General features: G+C 69.5%; 24 protein-coding genes. 16 read left to right on the top strand and 8 right to left on the bottom strand.

Annotated elements, in window-relative coordinates:
• The first annotated feature begins 325 nt into the window (after positions 1 to 325).
• The 5 genes from paaA to paaE are packed head-to-tail and all read left to right on the top strand — an operon-like array spanning position 326 to position 4,020.
• Positions 326 to 1,414: a 1,2-phenylacetyl-CoA epoxidase subunit PaaA gene (paaA, locus tag OIE47_RS11395; protein ID WP_326561471.1), complete on the top strand. Its 1,089-nt coding sequence runs from the start codon at positions 326 to 328 to the stop codon at positions 1,412 to 1,414.
• Complete coding sequence (paaB, locus tag OIE47_RS11390) at positions 1,411 to 1,695, top strand: 1,2-phenylacetyl-CoA epoxidase subunit PaaB (protein ID WP_326561470.1); 285 nt, start codon at positions 1,411 to 1,413, stop codon at positions 1,693 to 1,695. The genes paaA and paaB overlap by 4 nt, the downstream gene beginning before the upstream one ends.
• Complete coding sequence (gene paaC / locus OIE47_RS11385; RefSeq protein WP_326561469.1) at positions 1,692 to 2,417, top strand: 1,2-phenylacetyl-CoA epoxidase subunit PaaC; 726 nt, start codon at positions 1,692 to 1,694, stop codon at positions 2,415 to 2,417. The genes paaB and paaC overlap by 4 nt, the downstream gene beginning before the upstream one ends.
• An 11-nt stretch (positions 2,418 to 2,428) precedes the next feature.
• Positions 2,429 to 2,908, top strand: coding sequence for a 1,2-phenylacetyl-CoA epoxidase subunit PaaD (paaD, locus tag OIE47_RS11380; protein ID WP_326561468.1), 480 nt, complete (start codon positions 2,429 to 2,431; stop codon positions 2,906 to 2,908).
• Positions 2,905 to 4,020, top strand: a complete 1,116-nt coding sequence (gene paaE / locus OIE47_RS11375; RefSeq protein ID WP_326561467.1) for a 1,2-phenylacetyl-CoA epoxidase subunit PaaE — start codon at positions 2,905 to 2,907, stop codon at positions 4,018 to 4,020. Before paaD ends, paaE begins: the two co-directional genes overlap by 4 nt.
• 196 nt (positions 4,021 to 4,216) lie before the next feature.
• Here paaE and OIE47_RS11370 read toward each other — a convergent pair whose 3' ends face one another.
• From OIE47_RS11370 to OIE47_RS11355, 4 genes are all read right to left on the bottom strand, one after another.
• Complete coding sequence (locus OIE47_RS11370; RefSeq protein WP_326561466.1) at positions 4,217 to 4,504, bottom strand: hypothetical protein; 288 nt, start codon at positions 4,502 to 4,504, stop codon at positions 4,217 to 4,219.
• The gene (locus tag OIE47_RS11365) at positions 4,504 to 4,710 is read right to left on the bottom strand and encodes a hypothetical protein (protein WP_326561465.1); all 207 of its coding nucleotides are present in this window, start codon (positions 4,708 to 4,710) and stop codon (positions 4,504 to 4,506) included. Before OIE47_RS11365 ends, OIE47_RS11370 begins: the two co-directional genes overlap by 1 nt.
• Before the next feature lie 214 nt (positions 4,711 to 4,924).
• Positions 4,925 to 5,209 (bottom strand): hypothetical protein, encoded by a 285-nt coding sequence (locus OIE47_RS11360; protein ID WP_326561464.1) that lies wholly within the window; start codon positions 5,207 to 5,209, stop codon positions 4,925 to 4,927.
• Positions 5,206 to 5,475 carry a hypothetical protein gene (locus OIE47_RS11355; RefSeq protein WP_326561463.1) on the bottom strand — a complete coding sequence of 90 codons (270 nt, stop codon included), beginning with the start codon at positions 5,473 to 5,475 and terminating at the stop codon, positions 5,206 to 5,208. The genes OIE47_RS11360 and OIE47_RS11355 overlap by 4 nt, the downstream gene beginning before the upstream one ends.
• Before the next feature lie 408 nt (positions 5,476 to 5,883).
• Between OIE47_RS11355 and OIE47_RS11350 the strand changes: the two genes are divergently transcribed.
• The 3 genes from OIE47_RS11350 (at position 5,884) to OIE47_RS11340 (ending at position 7,753) form a co-directional block, all read left to right on the top strand.
• Complete coding sequence (locus tag OIE47_RS11350) at positions 5,884 to 6,678, top strand: helix-turn-helix domain-containing protein (RefSeq protein ID WP_326561462.1); 795 nt, start codon at positions 5,884 to 5,886, stop codon at positions 6,676 to 6,678.
• Positions 6,669 to 6,860 carry a DUF397 domain-containing protein gene (locus OIE47_RS11345; RefSeq protein WP_326561461.1) on the top strand — a complete coding sequence of 64 codons (192 nt, stop codon included), beginning with the start codon at positions 6,669 to 6,671 and terminating at the stop codon, positions 6,858 to 6,860. Before OIE47_RS11350 ends, OIE47_RS11345 begins: the two co-directional genes overlap by 10 nt.
• Positions 6,861 to 7,024: 164 nt before the next feature.
• Positions 7,025 to 7,753 carry an LPXTG cell wall anchor domain-containing protein gene (locus OIE47_RS11340; protein WP_326561460.1) on the top strand — a complete coding sequence of 243 codons (729 nt, stop codon included), beginning with the start codon at positions 7,025 to 7,027 and terminating at the stop codon, positions 7,751 to 7,753.
• A 262-nt stretch (positions 7,754 to 8,015) separates the two neighbouring features.
• On the opposite strand, the gene OIE47_RS11335 is transcribed toward OIE47_RS11340, so the two are convergent.
• On the bottom strand, positions 8,016 to 8,408 hold the full coding sequence (locus OIE47_RS11335; RefSeq protein ID WP_326561459.1) for an ester cyclase: 393 nt from the start codon (positions 8,406 to 8,408) through the stop codon (positions 8,016 to 8,018).
• 4 nt (positions 8,409 to 8,412) lie between these two features.
• Positions 8,413 to 9,099, bottom strand: coding sequence for an SDR family NAD(P)-dependent oxidoreductase (locus OIE47_RS11330; protein WP_326561458.1), 687 nt, complete (start codon positions 9,097 to 9,099; stop codon positions 8,413 to 8,415).
• A 136-nt stretch (positions 9,100 to 9,235) separates the two neighbouring features.
• Between OIE47_RS11330 and OIE47_RS11325 the strand changes: the two genes are divergently transcribed.
• Complete coding sequence (locus tag OIE47_RS11325; RefSeq protein ID WP_326561457.1) at positions 9,236 to 9,841, top strand: TetR/AcrR family transcriptional regulator; 606 nt, start codon at positions 9,236 to 9,238, stop codon at positions 9,839 to 9,841.
• Between the two features lie 85 nt (positions 9,842 to 9,926).
• On the opposite strand, the gene OIE47_RS11320 is transcribed toward OIE47_RS11325, so the two are convergent.
• Complete coding sequence (locus OIE47_RS11320; RefSeq protein ID WP_326561456.1) at positions 9,927 to 10,697, bottom strand: AraC family transcriptional regulator; 771 nt, start codon at positions 10,695 to 10,697, stop codon at positions 9,927 to 9,929.
• A gap of 55 nt (positions 10,698 to 10,752) precedes the next feature.
• Here OIE47_RS11320 and OIE47_RS11315 point away from each other — a divergent pair, with 55 nt between their 5' ends.
• Entirely contained in the window at positions 10,753 to 11,736 is a 984-nt protein-coding gene (locus OIE47_RS11315; RefSeq protein ID WP_326561455.1) for a zinc-binding dehydrogenase, read from the top strand.
• A gap of 59 nt (positions 11,737 to 11,795) precedes the next feature.
• Here the strand turns inward: OIE47_RS11315 and OIE47_RS11310 are convergent, their stop codons facing one another.
• Positions 11,796 to 13,334, bottom strand: a complete 1,539-nt coding sequence (locus OIE47_RS11310; protein WP_326561454.1) for a hypothetical protein — start codon at positions 13,332 to 13,334, stop codon at positions 11,796 to 11,798.
• Positions 13,335 to 13,460: 126 nt separating this feature from the next.
• On the opposite strand from OIE47_RS11310, the gene mqnC reads away from it, so the two are divergent.
• The 6 genes from mqnC to OIE47_RS11280 all read left to right on the top strand — a co-directional run bounded on the left by mqnC (position 13,461) and on the right by OIE47_RS11280 (position 19,609).
• A complete protein-coding gene (mqnC, locus tag OIE47_RS11305) occupies positions 13,461 to 14,651 on the top strand; it encodes a cyclic dehypoxanthinyl futalosine synthase (RefSeq protein ID WP_326561453.1) in 1,191 nt (396 codons plus the stop codon).
• A 395-nt stretch (positions 14,652 to 15,046) separates the two neighbouring features.
• Positions 15,047 to 16,207, top strand: a complete 1,161-nt coding sequence (locus OIE47_RS11300) for an LPXTG cell wall anchor domain-containing protein (RefSeq protein WP_326561452.1) — start codon at positions 15,047 to 15,049, stop codon at positions 16,205 to 16,207.
• A 156-nt stretch (positions 16,208 to 16,363) separates the two neighbouring features.
• Positions 16,364 to 17,074, top strand: coding sequence for a demethylmenaquinone methyltransferase (locus tag OIE47_RS11295; RefSeq protein ID WP_326563056.1), 711 nt, complete (start codon positions 16,364 to 16,366; stop codon positions 17,072 to 17,074).
• Positions 17,075 to 17,223: 149 nt separating this feature from the next.
• Positions 17,224 to 17,724, top strand: a complete 501-nt coding sequence (locus OIE47_RS11290) for a hypothetical protein (RefSeq protein ID WP_326561451.1) — start codon at positions 17,224 to 17,226, stop codon at positions 17,722 to 17,724.
• Positions 17,725 to 17,872: 148 nt separating this feature from the next.
• Positions 17,873 to 19,150: a geranylgeranyl reductase family protein gene (locus tag OIE47_RS11285; protein WP_326561450.1), complete on the top strand. Its 1,278-nt coding sequence runs from the start codon at positions 17,873 to 17,875 to the stop codon at positions 19,148 to 19,150.
• A 93-nt stretch (positions 19,151 to 19,243) separates the two neighbouring features.
• Positions 19,244 to 19,609 (top strand): NADH-quinone oxidoreductase subunit A, encoded by a 366-nt coding sequence (locus OIE47_RS11280; protein WP_326561449.1) that lies wholly within the window; start codon positions 19,244 to 19,246, stop codon positions 19,607 to 19,609.
• Positions 19,610 to 19,615: the final 6 nt, after the last annotated feature.

Below are 19,615 nucleotides of genomic sequence, written 5' to 3'. Positions count from 1 at the left end.
TGCGCTGGTTGTCCTGTTTGGCCGACCGCTCCGGGGCGGTGACGCGTCGTGAGCTGCCGGGGGAGGTGGCAGGGCCGACCGTGAAAGTTTACGTGGCGAGGCTCGATGTGCCAGATGAGGAAGCCATCAAGTTTTCGTAAAGAGAACCGAAATAAGCCCTTATGTGGCAATGCATTCCGGGCCCCTCACGCTCTGTGATGGGGATCATTTGTCCAAGATGGAACGATTTATCGCGGTATGTAGGCACCCAACTACTCACCGTGCTCGCTCCGTTTTCTTGTGACACCCCCTGGCTTACTCATGGCTGAGCTGTAACACTGGACAGGTGTACGGCAATGACTTCCCCGATGCGTCCGACGAGCCGACCGGCGGCCTGATCGACCAGGTTGAGGCGGCCGAGGCGGCACTGCGTGCCGCGGCCCTCCAGGCGCGCCCCGGGGCCGCCGTAGACCTGGCCGGGGCCAGCGAAAGTGATCTAGGCGACTACTTCACCGCCGTGATCGAGGCCGACCAGAAGATCGAGCCGCGAGACTGGATGCCCGATTCCTACCGGAAGACCCTGATCCGGCAGATCGCCCAGCATGCCCACTCCGAGATCATCGGGATGCAGCCGGAGGGCAACTGGATCAGCCGGGCACCCTCGCTCAAGCGCAAGGCGATCCTGCTGGCCAAGGTGCAGGACGAGGCCGGACACGGCCTCTACCTCTACGCCGCCGCCGAGACGCTCGGGATCAGCCGCGACGAACTGGTCGACATGCTGCTCGAAGGCCGGCAGAAGTACAGCTCGATCTTCAACTACCCCACCCTCACCTGGGCCGACGTCGGTGCCATCGGCTGGCTGGTCGACGGCGCCGCGATCGTCAACCAGGTCCCCCTGTGCCGGTGTTCGTACGGTCCGTACGCCCGAGCCATGATCAGGGTCTGCAAGGAGGAGTCGTTCCACCAGCGGCAGGGCTACGAGATCCTGCACACCCTGGCCCACGGTACCCCGGAACAGCAGGCCATGGCGCAGGACGCGATCGACCGCTGGTGGTACCCGTCGCTGGCGATGTTCGGCCCGCCGGACACCGACTCGACCCACTCCGCCCAGTCCATGGCCTGGAAGATCAAGCGTTTCTCCAACGACGAGCTGCGCCAGCGCTTCGTCGACATGTGCGTACAGCAGGCCGCCATCCTCGGTCTGCGGCTGCCCGACCCCGACTTGCGGTGGAGCGATCAGCGCCAGGCGCACGACTACACCCAGCCGGACTACGCGGAGCTGATGCGAGTGATCAAGGGCGACGGGCCGTGCAACCGGCAGCGGATCGACCACCGCCGCAAGGCGCACAACGACGGTGCCTGGGTACGCGAGGCCGCCACCGCGTACGCCGCGAAGCGCACCGCCGCCGCCCGCACCCTGGAGCCGGCCCAGTGACCGAACAGTCGCCACTGTGGGAGGTGTTCGTACGAGCCCGTCGCGGGCTGTCGCACACCCACGTCGGGAGCCTGCACGCGCCCGACGCCGAGATGGCCCTGCGCAACGCTCGGGACCTCTACACCCGGCGGCAGGAGGGCGTCTCTATCTGGGTGGTCCCGGCGAGCGCGATCACCGCGTCCAGCCCGGACGAGAAGGACGCCTTCTTCGACCCGGCGGCGGACAAGATCTACCGTCACCCGACCTTCTACGAGGTGCCGGACGGGGTGGCCCACCTGTGACCGCCTCCGTGGAACACCTGCTCGGGCTCGGTGACGACGCCCTCGTCGCCGCCCAGCGGCTCGGCGAGTGGGCCGCTGCCGCACCGGAGATGGAAGAGGACGTGGCGCTGGCCAACATCGCCCTCGACCAGCTCGGTGCCGCCCGCCTCCTGCTGTCGTACGCGGGGGAGCTGGAGGGCGCCGGCCGGGACGAGGACGCGTTGGCGTACCTGCGCGACGACCGGCAGTACCGCAACTGCCTGCTGGTCGAGCTGCCCAACGGCGACTTCGGCGTGACCATGGCGAAGCTGCTCTTCCTCTCCGCGTACCAGCTTCCGCTCTACACCGCGCTGGCCGGATGCGCCGACGAACGGCTCGCCGCCATCGGTGCGAAGGCTCGGAAGGAGTCGGCGTACCACCTCGACCACAGTTCACTGTGGACGGTTCGGCTCGGCGACGGGACCGAGGAGTCGCACCGGCGGATGCAGGCGGCGGTGGACGAGATCTGGGCGTACACCCACGAGCTGTTCGCGGCCGACCCGAACGCGCCCGTCGACCCGGCCACCCTGCGCCCGGCGTTCCTGTCCACCGTGGACGCCGTACTCACCGAGGCGACCCTGGTACGCCCCGCCGACGGCTGGGCGCCGACCGGTGGCCGGACCGGGGTGCACACCGAGCACCTGTCCTACCTGCTGGCCGAGATGCAGGTGCTGCACCGCGCCCATCCCGGCGCGCGTTGGTGAGCCTGCGGCCGATGATCAGCGCACGGGACGCGGTGGCGGCGGTGGTGGACCCGGAGATCCGGGTGGTCACCATCGACGAACTGGGCATCCTGCGTGCCGTGGACCAGGACCCGGAGACCGGTCGGGTCACCGTCACCATCACCCCGACCTACACCGGCTGCCCGGCGATGGACGTGATCCGCGACGACATCCGGGCCGCGCTGCGTGCCGCCGGCTACCCGGACGCCGAGGTCGCGACGGTGTACGCACCCGCGTGGAGCACCGACTGGGTCTCCGACTCCGGCCGGGCCAAACTGGCCGAGGCCGGCATCGCCCCGCCCGGACCGGCGGACCGGTCATCCGGCCCGGTGGCACTACGGCTGACCGTACGCTGCCCGCTCTGCGGCTCGGTGGACACCGAGCAGGTCAGCCGGTTCGGCTCCACCGCCTGCAAGGCGCTCTGGCGCTGCCGCGCCTGCCGTGAACCGTTCGATCAGATGAAGGCACTATGAGCAGCGTGACGATCACCCGTCCGGTACGCCGCCGGCCGGTATTCCACCCGTTGCCGGTGCTCGCGGTGGACCGGCTCACCGACGACGCGGTGGCGGTCACCTTCGCCGTACCGGCCGAACTGCGCGACACCTTCGCCTTCCGGGCCGGTCAGCACCTCACCGTGCGGCGTACCGACGAGCCGACCGGTGCGGAGGTGCGCCGGTCGTACTCGATCTGCTCGACCCCGGCGGACCTGGCCGACCACGGCCGGCTGCGGATCGGGGTCCGGGAGATCCCCGGTGGCGCGTTCTCCGCCTTCGCCGGCCGGCTGCTGCGGGCCGGCGACACGGTCGAGGTGATGCCGCCGCTGGGCCAGTTCAGCACCGGATTCCGGCCGGACCGGACCCGCCACTACGGCGCGGTGGTCGCCGGCTCCGGCATCACCCCGGTGCTCGCCCTGGTCGCGACCGCCCTGGCCGTCGAACCGGCCAGCACCTTCACCCTGGTGTACGGCAACCGCAACGCCCGCAGCGTCATGTTCACCGAGGAACTGGCAGACCTGAAGGACCGCTACCCGACGAGGCTGCACCTGATCCACGTGCTGTCCCGGGAACCGGGCGAGTCGGCACTGCTCTCCGGCCGGGTGGACGCCGACCGGCTGACCCGCCTGCTGGAGCACCTGGTGCCGGCCGAGCGGATCGACGAATGGTTCCTCTGCGGCCCGTACGGAATGGTCACCGACGCCCGCGAGGTGCTCGCCGCGCGCGGGGTGCCCGGCGACGCCGTACACGCGGAGTTGTTCCATGTCGACGAGCCGCCCGTGGCGCCGATCAGGCAGACCACGGCGGACACCGCCGGCACCGACGTCACGATCATGCTCGACGGGCGGGCGTCGTCGTTCCGGATGGGCCGCACCGAACGGGTGCTCGACGCGGCCCTCAAGGTACGCGGCGAACTCCCGTACGCCTGCAAGGGCGGCGTCTGCTCGACCTGCCGCGCGAAGGTCGTCACCGGCGAGGTGACCATGGCCCGCAACTACGCCCTGGAACCAGACGAGGTCGCCCGAGGCTACGTCCTAACCTGCCAGTCCAGCCCGGTAACCGACACCCTCGTAGTCGACTACGACGCCTGACCGGCCGGTCCGTTCGAGCATGTTAGGGCCATGCAGACCCGCTCTGGGGCCGCCGCGAGGAAGACGACGGACGTCCAGAGCGGGCCTGTCAGGTGTGGGGACGGCTAGCTTGTGGTCGCCGCTCCCGAGCCGGAGCAGGTGTTCCGCTTGCCCTTCTCCTGGTGGATCGGTGCTGGCTGACCAGCGTTAACGCTGGTTACGACTCCGCATGTGCTGCACTTACCTCGCGCCATGACAGAACCTCCGGGATCTCGTAATCCGGGTAGGGGATGTGTTCTGGCTCGCTCTGACGGTCCCCGCTGGGGCCGGAGGTGCGGACGATCTTGAGACGGACGACCTTGCCGTCCCGCATGGTGACCACCACCCCGCAGGGGGACATCTGGTTTCCGGGTACGTCAGTCAGCAGCTCGACCTTGGCGATGTCGGGATGGTTGGCGCGCGAGAGAAGCTGATAGGTGAAGTCGATGAGCCTGGGTGCGCGCATCAGCGTCCCCCGCCCTGGCTTGACTGCTTGGGCCAGCCGCCGCGAGGAAAGACAAGCAGCATTCCCTTTGCGCCGCTCTCGAACATCACTTTTACGCCCGCCGGGGCGTGGTCGCTGCCGGGAATCGGCCCAACCTCGGTGATCTCGGGGTGCTCGGCAGCGCGGAACAGGTTTTCGACCAGATCCAATAGCTCCGGCTCGTTCACTGAAAGCCATCCAATCGTGCTAAATAGGGCCAATCATCGAAGCACCCGACTAGTCTGTCACCCGTCGAGAGGCGGGGCACGCGACCGGGCGGTCACTGTGGCGCTCCTTTCTATTCGTCGTGCTGGTCAGAGGGCGGCTGCGCCTCACGAGACAGGTCTTCGAGGGCATCGGTCGCGCGAACGGCCAGGGCGACTGTGACCTTCAGGACGTCGATCACTTCGTGCGGCCGGTGGGTGCCCACCCGAGCATGCGCTGGTAGAGAGCTTGGGTGTCCGGGGGCGGACCGAGGGCCGGGTCGAAGACGTTGAGATCCGATACGGCGTCCACGAACTGGGTCGCGAGGTAGATCGTCAGGGCCACGTGTTGATGCCGGAAGCTCTGCGTCAGGTCCAGCCGGGCATCCGCGCACGGCCACGGCTGGGCGCAGACCCGGCAGCACCAGATCGGCCGCAACGGGACGTGTAGTGGCCGGGTGGCGACCGGCTTCGGGTCGATCACGACAGCGGCGCCGGGATGAAGCCGGGCAGGGCACGAGCGTGTACGACGAAGCACGCTTCGGGTCGTTCGGGCTGGCCAGGCGGCATCTCCACGCCGCGTAGAGTCACCCAGTCGCCGGCCCACGTCGCGGCGTCCATCGGAACGTGTGTGACGCGGATGTGCAGGTCACCATCGCCGTGCCGGACGCCGACCTGGCCGCCCCGGTAGTAGTCCTCGGCTTCGGCGTTGACGATGTCACCGACGCTCACCAGCGCCCGCGCGTTCACCGCCGGTACCCGTTCCGCCGAGCGACGTCGTAGCCCAGTCGCTGGCCGAGCGTGATTACGTACGGCCGGTGCACGGCCGTCGGTTCGTTCGCCCAGGACGGCGGAACCGGCGGTGGAAGTGCGGTGGATTCCGGCGGCGGACTCGGCGCGATCAACCGTAGTACGAAGTCCCACCAGACCTGAACGACGAACATTCGCACTCCCTCGGTAGCTGGAAGCGGGGCTGTCCCGTCGTCCCCCACGGGACAGCCCCGCGCAGCTTCCGCCCGTCCTTATTGATCTATCGCGGTGACTGGATTCGAGCGGAAGCGCCTGCTCTCCACCCTGGACCGAGAGCCGTCAGTGACGGAAGATAAACAACCGGCAATAGAGCTGACGGACCCAACGGGGGCCCGGGAAGGACTGGGAATGTCGAATCACAACGGAGGACTGGGAAGAATCCTCAAGTTCGCTCGATCCAGGTCCGGAATGACGCAGGATCAGCTTGCCGATCGGCTGAACGTGTCGACATCGCTCATCGCCAAGATCGAGACGAACCGACTGGTGCCGCAATCGGACACAGCGCGACAGCTCGACATCGTGTTCGACTCCGGGGAACTGTTCCAGGAATCCGCGTCCGAGGCGCGGGCGACGTCCGGCGACTCAGTGTGGATCAGGCCATGGTTGGACTACGAGGAGTACGCCACGATGGTCCGAAGCTTCCAACTGGCGGCAATCCCGGGTCTGCTCCAGACCGAGGCGTACGCCCGGGCCATCCTCCGGGACGCCGGAACGCGCGTGCCGGACCTGGACGTCACGGTGGCGACCAGGATCGCGCGGGCGGCGGTCCTGCGCCGGGACGAGCAGCCGTGCCGGCTGTTCGCGGTGCTCGACGAGGCGGTGCTGCGCCGGTCGGTGGGCGGACCGAAGGTCATGGCCGACCAACTGCACGCGATCGTGCAGGCGTGCGCCCTGCCGACCGTCAGCGTCGCCGTCGTCCCGGCGTCGGCGGGCGCGTATCCCGGCCTCAACGGACCACTGGCGCTCGCGACCGTCAACGGTCGGACCGTCGCGTTCCTGGACGATCCGCTGGACGGCCGGGTGGTCGAGGACCCGGACCGGGTGGCGGCCCTTGAGGAGATCTGGGAGTCCATCCGCGAGTACGCTCTACCCGGACGTCCGTCCCTCGAACTGATCATGGAGGCAGCGGAATCATGGAGCTGATCGATGCGCCGCGCTGGCGGAAGTCCTCCCGCAGCAACGGGCAGGGCGGTGACTGCGTCGAGGTTGCCGACAACCTTCCCGGCCGCGTGCTGGTCCGTGACACGAAGAACCGCGACGGCGGCACGCTGACCTTCGCCCCCGACGCGTGGCGGGCCTTCGTCGGCATGGCGAAGCAGGGCTAACAGACAGACCTCACGCGCCCCCCCGGCTGCACCAGCGCGGGGGGCGTCGCTGCGTTCGGGGCCATGTCGGTCACGCGTCGAGTGAGCTTTCATCTCTTCTTGATCTTCCGCCCGGTGACGGTAGTATCCCCGTGTTTTGGCCTGTAACGGGGAGGAAGATCTACATGCGATGGAAGGTCCCGGCTGGCGTCCTGGTGGCGCTGGCCTTTTTCATTCCGGCAGCACCGGCGGTGGCTCAAACCGAGGCGCCCGGGCTGAACGAGGCCTGCCAAACGGTCGAGCGCAAGGTGTACAAGGATATCCGCGAGCTTGTCACCATCGACCTGGACACCGCCACCGATCTACAGGTGCGGGTGTTGACCGCCGATATCCTGGCCGCAGCAATGGCCGACTCGTTGATCGTTCTGCCTCCCGCAATACAGGAGCGGCTGAAGGGAACCCCGGATGATCTCCGCGCGTTCCTCAAGACGGGCATGCAGAACGCCTGGTCAACTGATCTGCGGATCAATGTGGTCCGGACGTTGACGGGCGCTGGTGCCAACGTGGAGGCGGCCACGCAGACGGTGCTCAAGAACGGGACCATCGATACCTACCTGGCTTACCTGAACGACGGCCTGTACGCCGCACGTGCGGCCGACTGCGCGTCTCAGCCGACACCGACACCGACGTCTCAGCCCACACCGACACCGAGCGCCACGCCCAGCGCCACGACGAGCGTTGCATCGACCCCTGCTTCCTCCGCCAGCCCGGGCGCTCCCGGCGGCGAGGGCGGTGGGCTGCCCGTGACCGGTGCCGACGCAGCGACCGTGGCCGGCATTGGCGGTGCGATTCTGCTCCTCGGCGGCGCGGGCTACCTGATCGGACGCCGACGCCGTTCTCGCTTCGTGGCATAGCTCCCTCGACGCGTCCGGCTCGATACTTCGTCGGGCCGGGCGCGATCGGTGCTGTGCTTGGCGAGGTTCTCCCGTCGAAATCCTCATCCGCTGACAGATCCGCCCGTGGCTGCGGCGATCTGCTGCCCCCATAGGGGCAGTGGAACGCCACAGCGGTGAGCACAACACCGGACCACGGATCCGCTCGCCTGTGTACAGCCACCGCGACCGCTCCGGGGGGGCGTTCGGGCTGGTCTCTGGAGGCCGGCCATGGATCGTGATCTCAGGTGGTGAGTTGCCGGAGTAGTTCGGCGGAGTCGTGCAGGGCCGTCATCTGTACGAACCGGCCGTCGCTGACCTTGTAGATGGCGTACTCGACGATCTCGAACGAGGCCCCGGACGGAGGGACGCCGAGCCACTCCTTCACCGGAGTCCCGGTGTTGATCACGCGTACGGCGAGTCGGTCGCGGTCGGACAGCAGCTCCTTGACCTCCCAGTGAAGGTCCGGAACGGCTTCCACGTCCTGCTTCTGCACCGCGAGGACGTCGTCCCGGTTGCCGGGCTCGCCGTTCAGTAGGACCCGGTCACTGATGAACTCGTCCATGCCGTCGAACTCGTGGGCGTTGAGTGCCGCGATGTAGCGCAGGTACCAGTTCCGCAGATGGTCGTCGGTCATTCGTCTACCAGCCCAACGTCCCGAGTTCGTCCTGGAAGGTTCCCGTCGGGCCGTCCGCGCCGAGCGCGGCCAACTGCACGATGGTCTTGGCGCTTTCCGCCGGTGGCCGTCCGCCCCCGATGGCGGCCATCATGTCGGTGGCGGTGTAGCCGGGCTCGATCGCGTTGAACTTGATACCCGGCTGGGACTTGGCGTACTGGACGGTGAGCATGGTGGCTGCCGACTTCGACGCCGAGTAGAGCGTGGCCGACAGGTTGAACTCCGGCCGGTCCGGATTCGTCACCGCCCAGAAAGATCCCATGCTGCTCGACACGGTGACCACCGTGGGATTCGAGGACTTCCGCAGCAGGGGCAGTGCCGCCTCCGTGACGCGGACGATCCCCACCACGTTGGTGTCGAACACCCGCAGGGCCGTCGGTCCGTCGACGGTTCCGACTCCGAGGATGCCCGCGTTGTTCACCAGGACGTCGAGTCGACCCTCGGCCGATTCGATGGTGGCCAGCGCGTCGCGTACCGACGCGTCGTCGGTCACGTCGAGCTGCACGAATCGTGCGCCCAGCGTCGCGGCGGCCTTCTCGCCCCGCTCGACGTCGCGTGCGCCGACGTAGACGGTGTGGCCCAGTTCGAGAAGCTGCTTGGCGGTCTCGTAACCGAGGCCCTTGTTGGCGCCGGTGATGAGTGTGACGGTCATGCGTCTCCCCAGGTATGCGGCCGGGCCGGGCCCGGTCAGTTTTTGTACCGATCGGTTGCACGGCCACCGTAACAGATTTTGTACCGTTCGGTAGGTGGGCCGGGTCACGATTTGTACCGAGCGGTAGGCTGGGTTCATGGGCACTGAGACGCACACCCCCGGTCGACCTCGGGCTTTCGACGAGGAGACGGTCCTCGATCGGGCCGCGGAGGTCTTCTGGCGGCACGGCTACGAGGGTGCGTCGCTGAGCGCCCTCACCGGAGCGATGGGCATAAACCGGCCCAGCCTTTACTCCACCTTCGGCAGCAAGGAACAACTGTTCCGGCGCGCCTTCGACCGCTACCACGAGACCCAGGTGGCCAAGGCCCGCGCGGCGATGGAACAACCCACGGCGTACGCCGCCATCGAGGCGTTCCTGCGCTCCAGTGCGGACGGCCTCACCGCCGACGATCACCCCGCCGGTTGCCTCTCCGTACAGGGTGGCCTGGCCTGCTCACCCGAGAACGCCCGGATCTCCGAGGTCCTGGCCACCGGCCGGGCCGCTACCGAGTCCGCGCTGGTGGAACGGCTGTCCCGGGCGGCGCGGGAAGGGGACCTCCCGGACGGTGTCGAGGCCCGGTCGCTGGCGAGATTCGTGATGGCGCTCAGCGAGGGCCACGCCGTCCACGCCGCCGCCGGTGCCAGCCGCGAGGAACTCCAGGCCTCCGTGGACGTCGCCCTGCGAGCCGTCCTGCCGCGTTGAGGTGGCTCGTCACCGTCGGCTGCGTGAGCGCGCCGACGCGACCGGCACGCGGGCCGGCTCTACGTAACTGACCGGCCCCGGCTGCTCAGCGACCCGGTGAAAGTGTCGACGCCCCGGCGCGGTGCCGGCCGGGGGTGGTACCGACGATCGCGGTGAAGGCGGCGATGAAGCTGCTCGGGTTGGCCCATCCGCAGGCGTGGGCGACGCGCGTCGTGTCGTGGCCCTCGGCGAGCAGGACGAGCGCGTGACAGATGCGTAGCTGGGTGCGCCACTCGTAGAACGTCATTCCCAACTCGTCGTGGAAGAGGCGGCTGAGCGTACGGGCGCCGGCTCCGACCTGCTGGCCGAGTGCGGCCAGCGGGCTGGTGTCGGCGGGGTTGTCGTCCAGGATGCGAGCGATGGCTCGCAACCGGTCGTCGTGCGGCTCGGGCAGGTGGGTGGGCTGCTCGTGCGCCTCGCGGAGCTCGTCGACCAGGACCCGGTGCAGGCGGGCGCGGGCGCCACGGTCGAGCTGCCGGGTGCCGGTGAGGGTGAGCAGGACCTCGCGGGCGAGGCCGGAGGTGAGCAGCACCGCCGGATGCGCGGGCGCCAGCCGGGTGAGCGAGGGCGGCAGGAAGACGATCCGCATGTCGGTCTCACCGTGCGCGCGGTGGTGGTGCGTGGACCCGGCCGGGATCCAGGCGACCCGGTTGGCCGGAACGATCCAGGTGCCCCGCTCGGTGTGCACGGACAGGACGCCGCTGGCCGCGTACACCAGGTGTCCGCTTGGGTGGGAGTGTGCCGGGCTGGTCCCGCCCGTGGGCCAGAGGTGCACCCCGCCGGACGGCCAGATCCGGGATTGGCGTGCTACGGGCATAGTTTGGCATTGTACCGGTGGACGGCCGTACGCCCCGATGACGACAGTTCAGGGCATGAGAACGACGATGCGAGCAGCGGTCTGCGTACGGGCCGGCGGCCCCGAGGTCCTGGAGATTCGTGAGCTGCCGGTGCCGGCGGTACGGGAGGGTTGGACCCTGGTCCGGGTGATGGGCGCGGGCCTCAACCGTTCGGAGTTGCGTACCCGTCAGGGGCACTCGCCGAGCGTGCGGTTCCCACGGGTGCTGGGGATCGAATGCGTGGGCGTGGTGGCGGCCTCGACCGATCCCGCGCTGCCGGAGGGCACGACCGTCGCGGCGGTGATGGGCGAGATGGGCCGGGAGTTCGACGGCGGTTACGCCGAGTACGCGTTGCTGCCCAACGAGCTGCTCATGCCGGTGACCACCACGCTGCCCTGGGAGACGCTGGCGGCGCTGCCGGAGACGTACCTGACCGCGCAGGGCGCCATCGACGCGCTGGGGATCCGCCCGGGTGAACGGCTGCTGATCCGTGGCGGTACCTCGTCGGTGGGCATGGCCGCCGCGTCGATCGCGCGCGGCCACGGCGTCGAGGTCGCGGCGACGACCCGCCGGCCCGAGAAGGAACGCGCGTTGAGCGCGGCGGGCGTCGACCACGTTCTCCTCGACGACGGCGGGTCGCTGGACATCCCGTGGGCCGACGGGCCGAGCCACGTGCTGGATCTCGTCGGGGCGAGCACGGTTGTCGACTCACTGCGTCTGGTCCGCCGGGGCGGGACCGTCTGCGTGGCGGGCTCCCTCAGCGGATGGCTGATCCGGGACTTCGAGCCGATCGCGATGATCCCCTCCGGAACCCGGCTCACGGCCTTCCACAGCAACGACGCCAGGGGCAAGGCGGGGGCGGCCGTACTCGAAAGGGTTGTCCGCAATGTCGAGACCGGCGTCTACCGGCCGAACGTCGACCGGGTCTTCGGCTTGGACGACATCGCCGAAGCCCACCGGTACATGGAGGAGAACCGGGCCACCGGCAAGGTCCTCATGCTGCCCCGGGGCACGTCCTGAGCCCGACTCGCACCGCCGGAACTCCAGCAGCTCCGAGCGCACCCCAGGGTCGGGGCGGGCTAGCTGTAAATGGCGGAACTCAGGCTGTCGCGGCGCTCCGGCTCGCGGGTGGCAGGGATGGTGACCGGTGGTGGTGCGTCCGCCGGCCGGGTGGTCAGTCCGTGCCAGGCCAGCGCCGCCGCGATCGCGGACAGCGGCAGGGCTGGCAGGGCGTACCTGGGCTCGTACATGCCGACGGCGACGGTGAGCACGGTCAGGCCGGGTCCGGCGAGCATTAGCAGCACCAGGTCCAGCCGGACCCGCGCGTCGACGCGTACGCCGGGTGGTCGGATGCCGTCGACCCGGCGGCGGCGCACGACCAGTGCCGCCAGGGTGAGCAGTACGCCGACGAGCAGCACGATCGGCACGACCCGGAGCAACTCGCCGTACCGGTGCAGTCCCGTGGTGAGGACCGTGCCCTCCGGCGCGGCGCCGGGCCAGGTCGCGCCGCCGCCGAAGTTGGCGGCGCCCTGGGCGGGTGGGCAGCGGTCGGGCAGCCGTTGCGTGCCCCGGAACGCGGCCGGCGGGACCAGGCGCTCGCGCAGGCACTCGTTCATCGGCCCCAGGTACAGCCCGGGTACGAAGTGCGCCGCGCTCTCCTTGCCCACGATCCGCAGGTAGTCCAGCGGCTGCTGCCGGACCACCGTCACCGCGAAGTCGACCAGCCGTTGCGCGCCGGCCTCGGTGTAGACGTCGTTGAGCCGGGCCGGGCGGCGCCAGAAGAACGCGTCGGCCCGGTCCCAGCGCTGGCCCAGCGGCTGGTCCGGGCAGGCGACCCGTTCCCGGTCGGTCAACCGGAGGCGGTCACAGTCGGCGATGATCGCGGCGCGTCCGTACAGGGCGGTTCCGCTCTGGCTGCCGTACACGCTGGGGCGGTCACCGATCCAGACCAGGAGCCCGACGTACGGAATGGTGAAGCCGAGCGCGTAGCCGACCAGCCGGCGCCAGCCGACCCGGCGGACCAGCAGGTAGAGCCCGAGCAGGAGGGCCACCGGGAGCGCGGTGGGTTTGGTGATCCAGGCCGCCGCGATCAGCAGGCCGGCGCCGATCACCGCCGGGTGCCCGGGGGTGCCCGGCCCGAGCAGCAGTACGACAGCGCCCGCGAAAAGTGCCGTGAAGAGCATGTCCGGCAGCAGGTAGTGACCCGTGGTCAGGATCAGCGAGTCGAACAGCAGCGGCGCGGCGGCGAGGCAGCAGAGCCGGCGGGACAGTCCCCGGCGTTGCAGCAGGAGGTAGACGGTGAGCGCGAGCAGCAGGCTGAGCAGGTGCTGCACGGCCACCACGGCCAGGTGCGTGCCGGTGGGCGCGAGCAGCTTGAGCAGCACCGGATAACCGAGCGGGCGGGTCGGGTGCGGTGCCAGTGCCGACCCGGCCAGGTTGAGGTAGACCCCGCTGTCGCCATGGAACCAGAACGCCGGCCGGTACGCGATCATGAACAGCACCCGGAGCACCACACCGACCCCGAGCAGCATCCCGATCCCGGCATGCCGGCGCAGTACGCCGACCACCCGCCGACGGGCCGCGGTGATCTCCGGTGACCTGCTGCTGGCTGCGCCCATGCTGCGTACAACTCGGCACCGCCGGATGCGGGTGCGGGTGGACCGGGGGAGCCGTGGAGTGTGATCGGGGCCGGTCGGCGGCACCATCCGGGCGACCGTCCGGGTCGGGCACGTACGCTCGGAGCTGTGACTGGGAGCCGCGAGATCGACAACATTCTCCAGCGCGGTGCCGACGGCGGGCGGATCACGCCCGAGGAGGCGCTGCTGCTCTACACCGAGGCGCCGTTCCACGCCCTCGGCGAGGCCGCCGACGCCGTACGCCGACGCCGGTACCCGGACAACATCGTGACCTACCTGATCGACCGCAACATCAACTACACCAACGTCTGCGTGACGGCCTGCAAGTTCTGCGCCTTCTACCGGGCGCCGAAGCACGCCGAGGGCTGGACCCACCCGACCGAGGAGATCCTGCGCCGGTGCGGCGAGGCGGTCGAGCTGGGCGCGACCCAGGTGATGCTCCAGGGCGGGCACCACCCCGACTACGGGGTGGAGTACTACGAGGAACTCTTCTCCTCGGTCAAGACCGCGTACCCGCAGCTCGTGATCCACTCGATCGGGCCGAGTGAGATCCTGCACATGGCGAAGGTGTCCAAGGTCTCACTCGACGAGGCGATCAGCCGGATCAAGGCGGCCGGACTGGACTCCATCGCCGGTGCCGGCGCCGAGATGCTGCCCGACCGGCCGCGCAAGGCCATCGCCCCGCTCAAGGAGTCCGGGCAGCGGTGGCTCGAGGTGATGGAACTCGCCCACCGCCAGGGGGTCGAGTCGACCGCCACGATGATGATGGGCACCGGCGAGACCAACGCCGAGCGGATCGAGCACATGCGGATGATCCGCGACGTGCAGGACCGTACCGGCGGGTTCCGGTCGTTCATCCCGTGGACGTACCAGCCGGAGAACAACCACCTCAAGGGGCGTACGCAGGCGACGACGCTGGAGTACCTGCGGCTGATCGCGGTGGCCCGGCTGTTCTTCGAGACCGTGCCGCACCTGCAGGCGTCCTGGCTGACCACGGGCAAGGAGGCGGGGCAGCTCGCCCTGCACATGGGCGTGGACGACCTGGGGTCGATCATGCTGGAGGAGAACGTCATCTCCTCCGCCGGAGCCCGGCACCGGTCCAACCTCCAGGACCTGATCTGGATGATCCGTTCCGCCGGCCGGATCCCGGCCCAGCGGGACACCCTCTACCGTCACCTGGCGGTGCACCGTACGCCGGCCGAGGATCCGCACGACGACCGTGTGGTGTCGCACTTCTCCTCGATCGCGCTGCCCGGCGGAGGGGTCGGAAAGCAGTTGCCGTTGGTGGAGGCGAAGTAGCCGTACGGTCGGTGCGAGACACCGGTTCGGGTGGACTCCGGTTCGGCAAGGCCGATCAATCGGGACAATCCTGAACCCGCTGCGCCGCAGGTCATAACGGATGTATCACTGGGGTAGCGGCGGATCGGCAGAGATCGCTAACGTCGGTTACAGGTCCCGCGTTGCCGGGACGACATCCCGAATCTCCTGCCCTCCGCCGCGATCGTGTCGACCGCGACGGTGGCTCACTTCGTACTCCATCGGCCCAGCGGGGCCGTCCACATAACGCACGGCGGCGCGGGCGGGGTGCTTCGGCACCCCGCCCGTACCGTGTCCGCCACCAATTTGTTGTTTTCCCAGGTGAAACGCGATTGGTCAGGCGCGTCGCGTCGGGTATTTGACTACAGTACGCAGTCATGCGAACACACCTTTTCCTGGCCGCGCCCGCCTGCGCAAGTCTGCTCATCGCGCTCGGGCTGGCCGTCGCCTCGCCGGTGTTCGCTGCCCTACCGTCGCCCGACGACGTCGACCTGACGATCGCCATCGACGGCACCACGTTGACCAACCGGGCCCGGCACAAGGTCGCCACCGTGACCGTGACCAACCGGAGCGCCACCACCGCGTACGGCGTCCGGCTGCGCTACGACGGCCGGGTGGACAGCGAAGTGATCAATCCCAGCAGCGTCGCCTTCTGTCCACCGTCGGCAAACAGTCCGGCACCGGGCCCACCCACCTCGGCCCCCTCGCTGGAGGTGACGGTCGACGGGGAGTGCACCCTGCCGGACCTCGCCCCCGGCCAGTCGACCCGGCTGACCAGCACCATCGTCCGGTCGGCACACGGGGTCGGTCCGGTCGGCGAGGTGACCGTACGGGTCTGGCACGGCGGCACCGATCCGGTGGGGGACAACAACTCCGCCACCGCGCCGATCACCTTCGCCGAGGGCGAGCCCGACCTCTACGCCCGGGCCTGGGACGGGCCGGCGGACCGGACCGGTGCGATCACCCCGGCGGTTCCCGGAGGCGGGGGTGACCTCCGGTTCGAGATCGGCAACCACGGGACCGAGCCGGTCAGCGGGATGGTGGTCACGGTCGGCCTGCCGGCGCACGTGACGTTCGCCGATGATCGACCGGGGTGCACGTACGACACCGGGCGGCGCAACGCGACCTGTGCGTACCCCGAACTGTCGTTGATCACGGCGGAGGCGGACCGTGATCCGGACGACCTGAACTACTCGGCGCTTCGTTTCCGGCATCCGCTGTCGGTGGACCCGTCCGCGCCCGCGCCGGCCCGGCTGGGCGGTGGCCGGCTCGACGTCGAACCCCTCCTGGCCGGTCAGTTGCCGCCCGCGACGGACCTGCCCGAGGACATCACCGGCCTGGTCGCCACCGATCTCGACAGCACCGACGACAACGACCGGTTCACCGTGTCGACCACCACCCGGTCCGGTACCAGCGGCGGCCTCCCGCAGACCGGCTCACCCACCGCCCTACTCAGCACCCTCGGCCTCGGCACCCTGGCCACCGGCAGCGGCCTCCTCCTCCTGACCCGCCGCCGCCACCCCCTCCTCACCCCCTGAGGCCCGAGCCCCGAGCACTCTTGTAGAGAAAGAGTGGCTTTCCCGTCGCGGATAGCCACTCTTTCTCTACAAGAGGCGCGTCCGGTTCCACGGGAGAGGCGCGGGGTGGGGTGGGGGAGGAGGGTGGGGGAGGGTGAGGTGGCAGAGTTGTACGGCGTGACCCGTACCCCGCACGGACAGCGCGCGAGCCTGGACAAGCAGCCGCATGAGGTGGCGGCGATGTTCGACGGCGTGGCGTCCCGGTATGACCTGACCAACACGATCGTCTCCTTCGGGCAGGACCGGGGCTGGCGCCGGGCCACCCGCGCCGCCCTCGGGTTGCGTCCCGGCGAGCGGGTGCTCGACGTGGGCGCCGGCACCGGGGTCTCGACCGAGGAACTGGCCCACTCGGGCGCGTACGCGGTGGGGCTCGACCTCTCGATCGGGATGTTGCAGGCCGGGCGGCGGACCCGTCCGGACGTGCCGCTGCTGGCTGGTGACGCGCTGCGGCTGCCGTTCCCGGACCGTTCCTTCGACGCGGTGACGATCTCGCTGGCGCTGCGCAACGTGGTCGACACCGAGGCGGCGCTGCGCGAGATGGCCCGGGTGACCCGTCCGGGTGGGCGGCTCGTGGTCTGCGAGTTCAGTACGCCGACCAACCCGGTCTTCCGTACCGTCTATCTGTCGTACCTGATGCGGTCCCTGCCGGTGGTGGCGCGGTCGGTGTCGAGCAACCCGGACGCCTACGTCTACCTGGCGGAGTCGATCCGGGCCTGGCCGGACCAGGCCGGGCTGGCCGCGCGGATCGCCGCCTCGGGCTGGGGTCGGGTGGGCTGGCGCAACCTGACCGGCGGCATCGTGGCGCTGCACCGCGCCGTTCGCGAGTAGCGCGGGTCGGATCGGTCCGGAGTGGCGCCGCACCGCACCGCGCCGCCCGGAAGTAGCGCGGGTCGGATAGATACGGCCCGGCCACGCCCGGATGAGCAACATTTCGCGTTTCGTCCTTTTCGTGCTCTCTCGGGCAGTACGCTGCGCAAATGGCGGGGGCACAGCGGCAGCCGGACGGCGACGACTGGTCGGCAGCGGCGGAGCACGGCGCGCCGGCCGACACGGACGCGGCCGAACTGATCGCACAGATCCGGCAGCTGGCCGCCGATGCAGACCCGGCCGGCGTACGGCAGGTGGTCGCCGAGGTGCTCTCCGCGCTCGACCGGGCGGCCGGCGGCGCGTTGCGTGAGCAGTTGCCGAAGGGTCTGCCCGGCGCGACCGGATACGACGGGCCGGCGGGTTCGGCCCCCGATCAGGCCGGGGGTGACGCCGACCTCGCCGGGCGGGCGGAGCCGCCGGTCGATCTTCCCGACGGGTACGAGAACGCCCCGGTCGATCTGCCGGCGGGTGCCGAGGACGCGGAGTCGACTTCGTCGGCGGACCAGGACGGCCCACCGGCCAACAGGTTGACCGGGCAGGACGAGCCGCCGGTGACACTGTCCGATCTGGAGGCTGCCGGGTCCGAGGAGCGTCCCACCGGATCGGGCTGATCCGACCGGTCCGCTCGCCCGGGAGGCTCACCGCGCCCACCTCGGGAAGTTAGGTTCACCTAACCCGCTGGCACCCTTAACGCGGTCTTAGACTCCTCCCGAACCAGCTTGTGAAGCATTTCACGAGCACCTCGGGAAGGAGGCGCTGATGGCCACGGTCGAGTACGACGCGGACGTCATCGTCGTCGGCGCCGGACCGGGTGGTTCCACCACCGCCTACCACCTGGCGCGGCACGGACTACGGGTCCTGCTACTGGAGAAGACCGAGTTCCCGCGCGAGAAGGTGTGCGGCGACGGCCTCACCCCGCGCGCGGTCAAGCAGCTCATCAGGCTCGGCGTCGACACCTCCGCGGAGGCCGGCTGGTTGCACAACCGCGGCCTGCGGGTGATCGGCGGCGGGATGCGGCTGGAGCTCGACTGGCCCGACCTGGCCAGCTTCCCCAACTACGGCCTGGTCCGTACCCGGCTGGACTTCGACGACCTCCTCGCCAAGCAGGCGGTCGGTGCCGGAGCCGAGCTGCGTACGGGCATCAACGTCACCGGGCCGGTGCTGGACGCGACCGGCCGGGCGATCGGGGTCACCGGCGAGGCGGGACCGGGCAAGGAACCGGTGACCTTCCATGCCCCCCTGGTCGTGGCCGGCGACGGTGTCTCCGGTCGACTGCCGCTCGCCATGGGCCTGGCCAAGCGCGAGGACCGGCCGATCGGGGTGGCGGTACGCCGCTACTACAAGTCACCGGCCAAACACGACGACAACTATCTCGAGTCGTGGCTCGAACTGCGCAGCCGGGACTCCGGCGACAACCTGCTTCCCGGCTACGGCTGGATCTTCGGCATGGGCGACGGCCGGGTCAACGTCGGTCTCGGCGTACTGAACTCGTCGTCCGCGTTCGGCAAGACCAACTACCGCCGGATGCTCACGGACTGGTTGGCCAACACCCCGCCCGAGTGGGGCATGACCGACGAGACCAACGCGGAGGGCCCGATCCTCGGGGCCGCCCTCCCGATGGGCTTCAACCGGGTGCCGCACTACACCCGCGGGGTGCTGCTGGTCGGCGACTCCGGTGGCATGGTCAACCCGTTCAACGGCGAGGGCATCGCGTACGCGATGGAGTCCGGCGAACTCGCCGCCGAGGTCATCGTCCAGGCGCTGGCCCGCGCCGAGGGACCCGACCGGGAGCGGGCGCTGGCCGGTTACCCGGCCGAGTTGAAGGCCCGCTACGGCGGTTACTACCGGCTCGGCGGGATTTTCGTGAAGCTCATCGGCAATCCGCAGATCATGCGGATCGCCACCAAACACGGCATGCCGCACCCGACCCTGATGCGGTTCGTCCTGAAACTGCTGGCCAACCTGACCGACCCGCGCGGCGGGGACGCGATGGACCGGGTGATCAACGCGATGACCAAGGTGGCACCAGCGGTGTGAGCAGCGGCCCCCCGGGCGAAGGCGCCCGGAGGACTGTGAATAGTGTGAATTTTGTTAATGACCGAGGGCAGGGAAGGACGAGCAGGAGAAGAGATGTCGCTCTCGCCTTACGTACCCATCATCGGGCTCATGGCCCTCGCCGCGGCGTTCGCGCTGTTCTCCGTCGGCGCCGCGCGGTTCGCCGGTCCGCTGCGTTACAACAAGGCCAAGCTCGAAGCGTACGAGTGCGGCATCGAGCCGAGCCCACAGCCTCCGGGCGGTGGTCGGTTCCCGATCAAGTTCTACCTGACCGCGATGCTCTTCATCATCTTCGATATCGAGATCATCTTCCTCTTCCCGTGGGCGGTCGTGTTCGACTCGCTGCCCATCTTCGGCTTCGTGGAGATGGTGCTGTTCATCGTCGCGGTCTTCGTCGCGTACGCCTATGTCTGGCGGCGCGGCGGCCTGGACTGGGACTGAGGGAGG

The sequence above is a fragment of the Micromonospora sp. NBC_01796 genome, from assembly GCF_035917455.1.
In the GTDB taxonomy this organism is placed as follows: domain Bacteria; phylum Actinomycetota; class Actinomycetes; order Mycobacteriales; family Micromonosporaceae; genus Micromonospora_G.
Note: the sequence above shows the minus strand (reverse complement) of the source record. Positions and strands in the feature narration are given on the sequence as shown.

What these genes read in the sequence shown, in the direction of transcription:
- paaD (WP_326561468.1), top strand. Translation starts at nt 2,429, where the DNA reads ATGATCAGCGCACGGGACGCGGTGGCGGCGGTGGTGGACCCGGAGATC.
- paaE (WP_326561467.1), top strand. Translation starts at nt 2,905, where the DNA reads ATGAGCAGCGTGACGATCACCCGTCCGGTACGCCGCCGGCCGGTATTC.
- OIE47_RS11370 (WP_326561466.1), bottom strand. Translation starts at nt 4,504, where the DNA reads ATGCGCGCACCCAGGCTCATCGACTTCACCTATCAGCTTCTCTCGCGC.
- OIE47_RS11350 (WP_326561462.1), top strand. Translation starts at nt 5,884, where the DNA reads ATGTCGAATCACAACGGAGGACTGGGAAGAATCCTCAAGTTCGCTCGA.
- OIE47_RS11345 (WP_326561461.1), top strand. Translation starts at nt 6,669, where the DNA reads ATGGAGCTGATCGATGCGCCGCGCTGGCGGAAGTCCTCCCGCAGCAAC.
- OIE47_RS11340 (WP_326561460.1), top strand. Translation starts at nt 7,025, where the DNA reads ATGCGATGGAAGGTCCCGGCTGGCGTCCTGGTGGCGCTGGCCTTTTTC.
- OIE47_RS11335 (WP_326561459.1), bottom strand. Translation starts at nt 8,408, where the DNA reads ATGACCGACGACCATCTGCGGAACTGGTACCTGCGCTACATCGCGGCA.
- OIE47_RS11330 (WP_326561458.1), bottom strand. Translation starts at nt 9,099, where the DNA reads ATGACCGTCACACTCATCACCGGCGCCAACAAGGGCCTCGGTTACGAG.
- OIE47_RS11325 (WP_326561457.1), top strand. Translation starts at nt 9,236, where the DNA reads ATGGGCACTGAGACGCACACCCCCGGTCGACCTCGGGCTTTCGACGAG.
- OIE47_RS11320 (WP_326561456.1), bottom strand. Translation starts at nt 10,697, where the DNA reads ATGCCCGTAGCACGCCAATCCCGGATCTGGCCGTCCGGCGGGGTGCAC.
- OIE47_RS11315 (WP_326561455.1), top strand. Translation starts at nt 10,753, where the DNA reads ATGAGAACGACGATGCGAGCAGCGGTCTGCGTACGGGCCGGCGGCCCC.
- OIE47_RS11310 (WP_326561454.1), bottom strand. Translation starts at nt 13,334, where the DNA reads ATGGGCGCAGCCAGCAGCAGGTCACCGGAGATCACCGCGGCCCGTCGG.
- OIE47_RS11300 (WP_326561452.1), top strand. Translation starts at nt 15,047, where the DNA reads ATGCGAACACACCTTTTCCTGGCCGCGCCCGCCTGCGCAAGTCTGCTC.
- OIE47_RS11290 (WP_326561451.1), top strand. Translation starts at nt 17,224, where the DNA reads ATGGCGGGGGCACAGCGGCAGCCGGACGGCGACGACTGGTCGGCAGCG.
- OIE47_RS11285 (WP_326561450.1), top strand. Translation starts at nt 17,873, where the DNA reads ATGGCCACGGTCGAGTACGACGCGGACGTCATCGTCGTCGGCGCCGGA.
- OIE47_RS11280 (WP_326561449.1), top strand. Translation starts at nt 19,244, where the DNA reads ATGTCGCTCTCGCCTTACGTACCCATCATCGGGCTCATGGCCCTCGCC.